Here is a 10,842-nt window from a genome sequence, read left to right on the forward strand (position 1 = left end):
GCTAGATCACGGCCTCAACGAACCATAGAACCACGGCGTCAGCAGGCGACCACAAGCACATTTTCAGCCCGGAACGGGCGTCCCGCAAGGGACAAAAAGGCTAGATCTGCCAGCGCTGAATGCAGGTTCGTGCAGGGGACTTCGAACACCTGAGTGTTCACGTACGCATGATCCGGTGCGGTCGACTTCGAATAATGACACCCGGCGCCGGCCGACTATCGACAGATCGGCATCGCCCAACCAGCAAAGCGTTCCAGGTCCTCCCGCGACACATCATCAGGGAACCGGCCAAACCCGGCGGCCCGCCCATCACGTCGGTGACCCCAAACGGTGCTCCCGGGCCAGAATTAAACAACGGAAGCAGGAGAACCGAATTACTCCTCCAATTTCCAGGCTACCACCATTTGTTTGGAAGAGCGTTGATGGTGGAATACGGTAGTAAGGTCGCCTGTCGCGGCATTGTTGGTAACAATGGAGTGATGGCCGTTGGGGCCATGGCGATTGTCATTCATCAGTTCACCAGTCCGGTGGAACTTTCCCGCGTCGTCAATGTCAAAGGCGAATAGACGCAAGCCACCAAAGTGACCTTCAGACACAGTCACGTACCGAGAACTATTATACTGCGTGATTGAAATCGTGTGTTGTCTATCTTCTACGATGTCGTCGCCGCGTTCAATTGTTGTACCGCCCGGTGCGATGAGCCAATGAATTAGCTTTAGGTTCTCCGCGCCGTCTCGAACCGCAGTAACCACGGCGCCGTGCATGGTTTTTTCGGAAGAAATTGAACCGGCGATGGTGATTTCAGAAATGCCCTTTTCCTGTTCTCCGCTGTGTGCCACGGGATCAATATGTGAGCCATCGGGCGAAATGAGCCAACTAATAATCTTGAGATTTCCGCTGGTGGTTCTGATCGCAGAGATGACGATATTGTCGAGCACGGTAGCATCTACTAAGTCGACAGGATCGCCCTGTCCCTTGCTGTCGCCGAGACGAGTCAATCGTCCCGTGACATCGTCTATTTTCCAGGCGATGAGGCGGAGATTTCCTGAAGCATCCTTGATGCTCGTGACGAAGTCTGCGGTTGTGTTCGGACTGCTGACGCTTCGAATATTAACAAATTCAGCGGGTCCGCCTTGATTTCCACTGTCCGACATACGCCTGAGGTCTTGTTCTAAGAGCTCCGTCTGCCAAGATGCCAGCACAAGATTGCCTTCGCGATCCCGCACTGCGGTAACTATATTGTTCACCTTGGATGCCAGCGAGACGTCGGATGACCGTGAGATGAGAGCAGGGATGCCGGAAGCGATATCGCTGCTTTCCCCAACGAGAATGACGCCGTTCCCTGTTTGCCAATGCCACAATTTCAATATGCTCTCGACTCCTAGTGAGCCGTGCGTACGTGCGGCGGTCACGGAGAAGGCGCCAAAAGACAGCAAATTAATCGCAGCGACGCGATCTCCGATGAATCCACTATCATCTATACGAATGAAAGTAACCACGGTCTTTCTTTCTCTATTCTACATTTATCGCTGGTAGTGCCGGAGAAGACTTAGCTTGATATCAATCGAACGAATGGGGACCCCATCCTCCTCGTTTGAGGAATTCACTTTATAGTCGGAGAGTATTCCCATGGGAATCCTCAGTTACTGTCTGCTGAACGGACTCTCCGACCATTCGCGATACCGAGGGGACCAGGAGTGCCTTCTGCAGCGTCTCCAGAATCCGGTCGATCCGATCAGAGACGCCACCCGGGCGACAAGAGCATTGCTGCCAGACAGAGCGCCTGCCAAACTTTTGGAACTTTGTGCCAACAACAGAGCTCCCTGTACCCCCGCGGCGAACTTAGTCCCGCCAAAGCCAGGCCCTGCAGTGAAGGTCGCAGCCAGCGCGCTACCAACGAAACTTGTGGCGACAAGCCTGTTCCGACGAGGTCGCTCCTGTCGCAAGAACTGCTTGATAGCTAACTGCCGCTGCTCAATATTCTCGGTCGGTCTCTGACGCGCCCTTTGTTCCCTCACGACCTTCTCCCGACCCGGTATCCATAGTGCAACCCACCTGCTTGGAGCCGGGTGATCGCTAAACTCGTAGGCAGAGCACGGCATCTCGAAAGCCTGCTGCGTGCCGTTGAGCACCATCGGAAACAGCATCTGAGACCTGATTCATTCGAGCACTTGGCGCGTTACCACCGCGTTACCGCCAAGGTTTCCATTCGTTGATGGCCCATAGCATTAGCCCCTGTTGAGCCACCTCCGTCTCAGCGACCTTGAGCAAACCATTGGCAAACGTAGGCTGGTTCCTGAATCACCTTCCCATGTCCGAACACCCCAATGCTGCTGCCAGCTCATAAACGAGGCGGACTCGGCGGTGGAAGTTCCCGATCTTCCACCGAGCGGGTGGTCGCTGATTGAGAGAAAGTTGAAATGCCAATCGATGATCGTCCGTCCGGGAGTATTCAACTCAGTTTGCGGAGTCGGTACATATATGACTACATTTGTCACATATGCACCCTACGATGACACGGCGTCATTGTATCCCGGCGAATTTTTTTAGGGCGGGCAATCCTGAGCAAGACTTTTGCGAACATTGGTGGATTCCTGATTCCTGTACAGCAGGATCAAAGGTATCCGGCGAATGCCGGTTCTCAGGCCTTCCTTGGCAGAGATGCCCAAGTCACTGTTTCCGGACAGCCGAGGCGGGCCCGGGCATTGGAGAGTCGCGATCTTCCAGCATGTGGATGGTCGCAGACTGAATGAAAGGTGAAATGACATGACAAGCGATGATCGTCCGCCAGGAATCCCCGCTCAAGACGAGACAGATTCGGGGACGCCGCCCATGGGCACGCTAGTCATCCGTACCTGGCACGAGCCGGATCAGGTACCCAGTTTCCGAGCCAGAGTAACCTATAGCCAAGATCCGGACGATGATCCCGCCACGGTCGTCGCTGCCGATCCTGACGAGGCCCTGAGTGTCGTGCGTCAGTGGCTCTTTGCCCAGCCTGGCTCCCCCGGACGAAGTCTAGAAACACCGGGATCGGAAGCTAAGAAGCAAGATTGCCGGAACCGTGCCCAGAAACTCCCAAGCATAACTGTCCTCGAGCATGGGGAGTAGCTTGTGGCTTTGACCCGAGCCCATTGAACGTCTACGGTTCAGTCGGTCCTTGAACGTGTCTATCATTCCGTTTCAGTTGCGCTTCACCGAACGTCTGCAACAAGCCTTCGAATTGTCTCCGATGGAGCAATTCCCATTTCCGCCCTGAGCTGGGCTTGATACCTCTCGAAGGCTTGAAGTGCTGAGGCGTTGTTACCCTGCTGCCGCTCAGCCTGAATTAGAAGTCCGACCGCTCGTTCGTAGAGGGGTTCAAGTTCCAATGCTGCCTCGGAGGCTTCTACTGCAACCTCCCAGTCGGAGCGTGCCAGGGACTCGCGGGCGATGACGAGAAGGGCGTGCAGACGATCCTGCCTAAGCCGCGTCTGCTCAAAAATGATCCAGTCTTCGTACCAGCCGGGGAGCAATTCTGCATGACGTAACTCGTGAAGCCATGAAGCAGCATTGCCGTTGAGCCCGACTTGGCTCAGATGCTGAATTTGCGACCGGACGCGGTGAAGGTCGACGTCCGCCAGTTCGCTGAGTGAAAGCACGGCCCCGCCATTGATCAACAGGCCAGGCACCTGCCTTGTGATGAGATGCACGCTCACCCGCAGGCTTTCCATGGCTCGCGGCTCAGAATGCTCCGGCCAAAGCAGTCCGATCAGATATCTCCGGGGGCATGGGCCATTTATAGCCAGCGCCGTGATCAAACGTTGTTGCCGCGCTGCGACGTGCACCGTACTGGTGCCCGAAAGAAGTTTCCATGACCGAAAAAGGCTTAGTTGAAAATCACCATAGTCACCGTTGCCCATGGTTACCCCCAAATCCAGTGGCTTTAGAGATCTGGGATAGATCTAGGAACGAGGATCCGGACTTTCGTGAAGGATGTCAATGATCAACGTCATCTGGCAGTTGCATGCGGAAATGAACAGCAGTATCCGGTGCAGCCTTGAGCACAGCTAACTGGCCGGCCGGACGAGCCCTGGAACCCGGCTCCCTGAGAATTCCGGCGGACTCGAGGGAATTGGAAAAGAGTTCGTGGCTGCCGCTCCAGGCCTGCCCGCCGCATCTTGAGCCCGCGAGCGACGGATGAGGCGGATAACACGCCGACGATGATCGTAAAATCCCAAGCTTTGAAGTTCTCGGTGCTGGTCGAGCCCGACGTGTTGACCATATTGGGGGTGCCCAGCCTGCTGTTCGTTCCAGGTCTCGTGTGTTCACACTAGTTCTCTGGCCCTGGAAAAATACGAAGGGCGATACAGTGCTATTCGCCGAGAGCAAAGTCATCCTGTTGGCCTTTGCATTCCTGCAACCCCATCGCTGCCCTTTCTGCGCGTGACCACCATGGTACTGCTGCTAAGGCAGCAGCACGAGAATCGCCGCAGCTACGGCCTGGATGACTTTTTCTATTGTGGCTCTTGGGAGCCTCCATGGCTTTCATTGGGTGGGCACCACACGTGGGCCGTAACATAAGGTTTGCTTAGCACTTTATTACTTCCGCAGGAGGGCCAAACCGAGCTTCGGCTCCTATCCGCGTTTGCCCTGCGGGACCATGAGGCCGGAGCCCTCTCCCGTGATGTACAACTGAGGGTGCTTCTCAGCACCGGGTCCCTCCCCGACGCCGTCGCCGTGAAAGATGAGCTCAAGGCCTCGGTTGAGGCTACCCGACAGCAGAAGACGAATAGGCGCCGTTGATGGTGGAAAGGGATCGAGGTCCTCATCGTTACCGGCCACGGGCAAGTCGAAGCGAACAACACCGGAAACAAGAACATCAAATGCACCACTCGCGGAGACCGGAATGCGGACAACAAATGACAACGCGGCATACTTCCCCACGGCTACGCCACCACGTGTCCGAATGATGACATCTATTCTAAATTCGGCGGCATGACGGTCCTGCACTAAGTGCACCTATCGCTCGCTCCGCCTGAAACCCGCGCCCATGTATCTGCGAACGGCGCCGGAAACTGTCCTCACCAAAAATCTTGAGCGGCATATGCCCCCGACATCAAGGTGGACCAGAAGAAGTGGTCTCGGCGCAGCCTGCCGGTTTTGATCCATTCGTCCGATTCTTCAACCACCGCATGACGAACGATCAATCCGCCCAGCGAATGGCCCACGATAATCTGTTCTTGGTAGGGGGAAGAAATGTCGTCTAGGACTGGTATCCCATCTAAGACCATCGCTGGCGGGTACGGCGTCGGGTAGAACTGCGGCAGATTCCGTCTAAGGCGATCCGCTACACTTTTAATTCCGTCTCTTCGCGAGTAATATCCGACGAAAAGACGGTCTGATCCCGTCCACCAGGGGCCCGTCCCCGTGGCAATCCGCGAATTGATTCCATGTTGATGTCGCTCTGCCACCGACCCGCGTACGAAGACGACAACTCGAGAAGCCGGGTTTGCTGCCGGGGACATCCACCACCCGACGGGATCGTCCGCCCCTAAGGATAATGGTGGTAACTCAGAAGTCCCCATGCAGAAATAGTAGACTGCAGCAGCAGCGGGTCGTCATACGCCCGGGCCGCACGACCCCGTCAAACGACTGCTCCCCGTGGCAGAACCAGTCTGACAGCCATTAGCCCCTCGTCCTGCCAACAGGACCGGGCTACGAAAAGGCAGCCGGGCACTGTTAATCGTCTCGGCCAAACGCCGGCGTTTCTTACGAATGCATATCCAGCCTCAGCAGTCGGCCTGGCGAGTGAAAGCTCAGCGAATATAGCCGTTGCAAATTTGGAAAGAAGCAACGGCACTTGCCATGGCCAGCGAACACGCGTGCCGAAGTACCCTCGGCACGCCTTTCGTCAGCTCACTGCCCGGCCCCCGTGGCGGCGAGCTGTCGCCCCGTTGAAACAACCAGGGGCGGCACCCGGGCCAGTTGAGTTAGGCCCGCGACTGAAATCCATTAGGTTTGCCCGATCGTTGCTCCCCTTCGCCCATGACGTGCCTGGCCTAGGACCCAACCAGTTGTCCTCGCCTACAACAATCGGCCTCATCGAGGTATGTGGTCAGAGACCACCAGCTTCGAGGAGGACTCGCTCCTAATTTAGGTACCCGCACGGTGGGACGTTCGAGGGGCGCAATTATGGTGGTAACGCTCCAGTAATGCTGCGTGGCTAGGCTAAAGCCGTGCTCAGCCAAGCTATGGAGTGAAAGGGCTGCCTAGCTGGTTGTCAGAGGCGCTATCGGGATTTCCCATCCGGACTTTCGACATAAACGGTAGCCACTGCAACAGGCCCAATGCCAAGGGAATCGTCCTAGTGATCTTGGGAGATTGCATTATGAAATGTAAAGACGGTGCACCGCGTCCACTCACCATTCGGGCACACCACGTCGAGGACCTCTGCGTCGTCGCCCCTGACCCGGAGCTAAACGAGAAGCTGAAGGACCAGTTCCAACGGCTGCGCCAACGAGCCCCCCAGTTCCTGGGGCAGCATCTGGCGTTGAAAAGGCCCAGGCAGGTGGGTCTCAATGACGGACTTATATACCCGGGCACGTACTACCCGACCGGAACTACAGCTGCGGTGGCGCAGCGAGCCGCATTGGAACGTGCCCCTCTCCGGGGCGCGGTCAGGGTCGTCGTCGTTTTGGCCGACTTTTCGGACCGAGCCATGCCGGCAGGAGCTCTCGACCGGTTCCGGCAGCTCTTCTTCTCCACGGGAGAGTTGGCCAACGGCAGCGTGCGAGAGTACTTCGCGGACGTCTCAGGTGGCCTGATCACTATGGAGGGTGAGGTCGTGGGTCCATATAGGATGCCCAGGACGCTTGCGGCTTATGCCGGCGCCGACAACGGCACTCAGCCAGCCACACCGAATGCCCGCACGCTCGCAAACGACGCCTTGTCTGCCGCGAACGCCGATGTGAACTTCTTGCCCTATGACAACGACGGCAACGGATACGTCGACGCTTACATCGTCGTCCATGCCGGCCGCGGTGCCGAGCAGTCCGGGAGTGCGGGCGATATCTGGTCGCACAAGTGGGTCCTGCCCGCCGAACGCACCGTCGACGGCGTCAAGGTGTTCGCCTATCTGACGATCCCCGAGGACGCAAGAATCGGTGTTTCCGCCCATGAGCTGGGCCACCTCATCTTTGGCTGGCCGGATCTCTACGACGACGACGGTTCCTCCGAAGGCGTCGGGAACTGGTGCCTGATGGGTGGCGGCTCCTGGGGATTGAACGGTGATCGCCCTACCCACCCGTCGGCCTGGTGCAAGGCTACCCAAGGGTGGATCAGCGTGGTGGCGCAGGCCAGCAACGCGTCGGTCACCGTCAACGACATAAAGGCGAGCCGAACGGCCTACCGCCTCTGGAAGAACGGTGCGGGCGGCAACGAGTACTTCTTGGTGGAAAACCGCCAGACGGCGGGATATGACCAGTCCTTGCCCGGGTCCGGACTGCTTGTTTGGCACATCGACGATGCCATAGCTTCCAACAGCAACGAGGCGCACTACAAGGTTGCGTTGTTGCAGGCTGACGGCAGCAAAGACCTTGAGAACAACGTCAACCGCGGCGATGCCGGGGACCCGTATCCTGGCAATGCCAACAACGCTTCCTTGACGTCAACCACGACGCCGAACAGTAAATCGTACGCAGGTTCAGACACATGTGTTTCGATAACGAACATTCCGGCGGCGTCGCCGGCGATGACCGTCAGGTTCGGGGTCCGGTGCAGTATCAAGCCCATCAAGGAAGGCAAGGAGATCAAGGAACTCCGCAAGGAACGCCCGAAGGAACTCAAGGAACTCCTCAAAGAACGTCCGAAGGAGTTCAAGGAAGAATTCAAGGAGATCAAGGAGAAAGAGTTCAAGGAGTTCAAGGAGTTCAAGGAAAAGGACTTCAAGGAAATCCGCGAAAACAAGTTCACCGACAAGCTGGGTGAGAATAAGTTCGCCGACGGCCAGGTGCAGCCGGTCCCCGGACAGGGGATGCCCGCTGGCTGGGAGCAGAGGACCGCTTATGCGGGTTCCGGCTACGATGTCTCCGCACGCCTGGAGGCGCTGGAGGCAGCGATGCAAACCGTCATCGAGACCCTCACGGGCGCCGGCGCGGGCCAACCGTGGGGCGGGGACGGAGAGAGCGGCAGCGAGCCATTCATCGGCTCCGCTGAGCGCCCCGAACTGGGACAAAGCATCGGCGGCCCAGACTTGGGGCCGCTCCGGTCCCAGATGGAGGGAGGCTCTGCCGAGGCCAAGATCAACTTCGATTCCCTGCCTCCCCAGTAGGCCTCCGGTGTCCCTGTCGGTTCTCGTCATTGCGGACCGCGGCGACGTGGGTGCAGCGGCAGTAGCCGCCCTCCTGCGGCGCCGCGGTGCGTGTACCGTTACCTTGGTCGACCCGTCGGCCCTCTCCAGAGGCCCGGTGACCCACTATCCGGAGTCGGGGCACCCGGGTGAAAGTCAAAGTTGGGCGGATGCGGTCAACAGCAGCGTCTCTCCCGCTGAAGCGGTTCAGCTTGTGGGACCCTTCAACGCAATTCTCTGCCGCGCCGCGACCCTGTGCGCAGGACCTTTCGACAGGACGGCGGATTCCGAGTATGCGGCGGCGGAGATCCACGCCTTCGGCCTGTCCTGGCTCTGGAGCAGACGCGACGTCGTGGTGAATCGACCCATGCCGGGAGCCCTCTGCGGCACATCGCCCGACATCGTGCTCACCGCGCATGCATGTGCCTCCGTCGGGCTTGCGACGCCCGATGTACTGCTCGCTGCCGACGGCGCCAGGAGCCGGCCGACCCGTCGTCCGGCTCTCGAGCGGCGCAGGTGGGTGGGCGGCTTGGTGCCAACCGATGTGGACTCCCTCCGTGCCGCTGACGGGCCACCTCTGGCTGCACCTGCGGGGTGGGTCGAAGAGATACGTCCCGAGCGACGCAGGGTCCTCGTCGCTGGCGACGAGGCGCTGGGGCCGTCCGCGTTGCGGGGCCCGCTCATCGACCTTGTCCATGCGCTGGACCTCGAGGTCGCCGAGATTGGTCTGGCCCGCTCGGCCGATCCGTCAGGCCGAATCCTCGTCCTTAGCGTGAATCCTGTGCCCCTACTAAGGTCGGCGGCCCACGTGGAAGCGATGGCTGCACATCTCGAACGGAAGGCTTTCCAGCACTCGAGAAAGGCGATCGCGTGATCGTCGTCGCGGGTAGCCCTACGGAGGGGCCCGTTGAACTGCTTCTCTCCCGGGCGGCGGAGCTGGGTGTCGAAGTGGTGTTGCTGGACGAGGAACGGGCCCAAGACTGGCAGCTTGAGGTCAGCATCGACCAGGGGCAGGTCGCGGCGCACGCACTTCATCTGGGGAACAGGGTTGATCTCTCAGAGGCGACCGGCCTTTACCTGCGTCTGACAGCCCCCAGTATTGCAGGCCTTCGCCCGGACCCGCTGCGCGAAGCGCGGCGGGTAGCTTCCGTGGCCCTGCTGGCATCGTGGAGCGACGTCGCCTCGTTGAGGGTGGCCAACCGTCCCAGATCGATGACCAGCAACAGCTCCAAGCCGTATCAGGCGGCGCTGATCCGAGCCCTGGGGTTCGGCGTTCCGGAAACGATCGTGACCAGCGACCCGGAGGCTGTGCGTGCCTTCCACGCGCACCACGGACGGATCATTTACAAGTCGATCAGCGGAGTACGGTCCATTGTTCACGAACTGACCGGGCGGCGGTTCGACGACCTGGAACGCGTGCGGGCACTGCCCACCCAATTTCAGCGCATGCTTACGGGTGTCAATGTCCGGGTCCACGTCGTCGGCAGAGAAGTCCATGCATGCGAAGTGGACTCGGCGACCATCGACTACCGCTACGCCGACGGAGGGCCTTCCGCTGGCATGCGGGCCGTCGAACTGCCCGCCGCCGTCCAGGAGCGCTGCGTCGCGCTGTCCCAAGCTCTGGACCTTCCGCTCGCCGGCATCGACTTGCACCGGGACAGCGACGATAGTTGGTGGTGCTTCGAGGTCAACCCCTCCCCGGCCTACAATTGTTTCGAAGAGCCCACGGGGCTGCCAATTGCCCGTTCCTTGGCAACTTGGCTGGCTGGACGAGACGCGGCCTGAGCGGCGGAGGCGGGGTAGCAGTATGGTCCAAGCGATCGCAAACCGGTCCTGGGTGCAGTGCACCCCGCTCGGCCCGTCTAAGCCTGGACCCTCCTTGGGGTGGTCGAGCTTTCTGGTCCGCATCGATCGGACAACCGCGCTACCAGGGTGGCGTGACCTGCTCAGCGAGGCAGGCGGGCGGGAATACACGGCGATCATCCCGCCTGGCCTCATCGATGAACTCGCGGCCCAGCCCGTGTGGACTGCAGAGGCCGAAGTCGTGGGACCACACCGAATCGTCTTAAAAGCAACTGCCTCCCCCCAGGCGCCCAGGAACGGCGGGCAACCGCCTGGCGGCATAAGCCACTAAACAGTTCGCGCTGCTTAGGATTCCTACGGAACGTAAGGAACTTAAGAACGCGAGCGACATCGACTCTATCGAGCGTGAACTATCATTCGTCGACAAAACAATAACCTTTGGCTTCCTAGGCAGCGATTGCTTTACGTCCGACCCATTCCGGAAGGACCTCTCTATGTTGGTGACGGTGTCAACCCTTAGGTCATATCTGCCGATATCTGCCATCCAGCGCAACAGGAATGTTTGCTCGGCGAACGGTAGCGTCTGCTGCGTCCTCGGTCCAGGAGATCTAGCCTTTTTGTCCCTTGCGGGACGCCCGTTCCGGGCTGAAAATGTGCTTGTGGTCGCCTGCTGACGCCGTGGTTCTATGGTTCGTTGAGGCCGTGATCTAGCC

The 10,842-nt window shown here is 59.1% G+C and carries 6 protein-coding genes; 3 read left to right on the forward strand and 3 right to left on the reverse strand.

Going from position 1 to position 10,842, the window contains the following annotated elements; all coding sequences use genetic code 11:
- Window positions 1-374 precede the first annotated feature (374 nt).
- From ACX80V_RS21705 to ACX80V_RS21715, 3 genes are all read right to left on the reverse strand, one after another.
- Complete coding sequence (locus ACX80V_RS21705; protein WP_485844887.1) at window positions 375-1,499, reverse strand: hypothetical protein; 1,125 nt, start codon at window positions 1,497-1,499, stop codon at window positions 375-377.
- 1,692 nt (window positions 1,500-3,191) lie between these two features.
- A complete protein-coding gene (locus ACX80V_RS21710) occupies window positions 3,192-3,899 on the reverse strand; it encodes an AfsR/SARP family transcriptional regulator (RefSeq protein ID WP_485844888.1) in 708 nt (235 codons plus the stop codon).
- Between the two features lie 1,161 nt (window positions 3,900-5,060).
- On the reverse strand, window positions 5,061-5,207 hold the full coding sequence (locus ACX80V_RS21715) for a hypothetical protein (RefSeq protein WP_485844889.1): 147 nt from the start codon (window positions 5,205-5,207) through the stop codon (window positions 5,061-5,063).
- Window positions 5,208-6,367: 1,160 nt separating this feature from the next.
- On the opposite strand from ACX80V_RS21715, the gene ACX80V_RS21720 reads away from it, so the two are divergent.
- Genes ACX80V_RS21720 through ACX80V_RS21730 form a run of 3 tightly spaced genes read left to right on the forward strand, consistent with a single transcriptional unit; the run spans window position 6,368 to window position 10,111 of the window.
- On the forward strand, window positions 6,368-8,308 hold the full coding sequence (locus ACX80V_RS21720; protein ID WP_485844890.1) for a M6 family metalloprotease domain-containing protein: 1,941 nt from the start codon (window positions 6,368-6,370) through the stop codon (window positions 8,306-8,308).
- A 7-nt stretch (window positions 8,309-8,315) separates the two neighbouring features.
- On the forward strand, window positions 8,316-9,200 hold the full coding sequence (locus ACX80V_RS21725; RefSeq protein WP_485844891.1) for a hypothetical protein: 885 nt from the start codon (window positions 8,316-8,318) through the stop codon (window positions 9,198-9,200).
- Window positions 9,197-10,111, forward strand: coding sequence for an ATP-grasp domain-containing protein (locus tag ACX80V_RS21730; RefSeq protein WP_485844892.1), 915 nt, complete (start codon window positions 9,197-9,199; stop codon window positions 10,109-10,111). The genes ACX80V_RS21725 and ACX80V_RS21730 overlap by 4 nt, the downstream gene beginning before the upstream one ends.
- The last annotated feature ends 731 nt before the right edge of the window (window positions 10,112-10,842 follow it).

The sequence above is a fragment of the Pseudarthrobacter arbutini genome (assembly GCF_054510915.1).

Coding starts and splice junctions, on each gene's coding strand:
- ACX80V_RS21710 (WP_485844888.1), bottom strand. CDS start 3,899: ATGGGCAACGGTGACTATGGTGATTTTCAACTAAGCCTTTTTCGGTCA.
- ACX80V_RS21720 (WP_485844890.1), top strand. CDS start 6,368: ATGAAATGTAAAGACGGTGCACCGCGTCCACTCACCATTCGGGCACAC.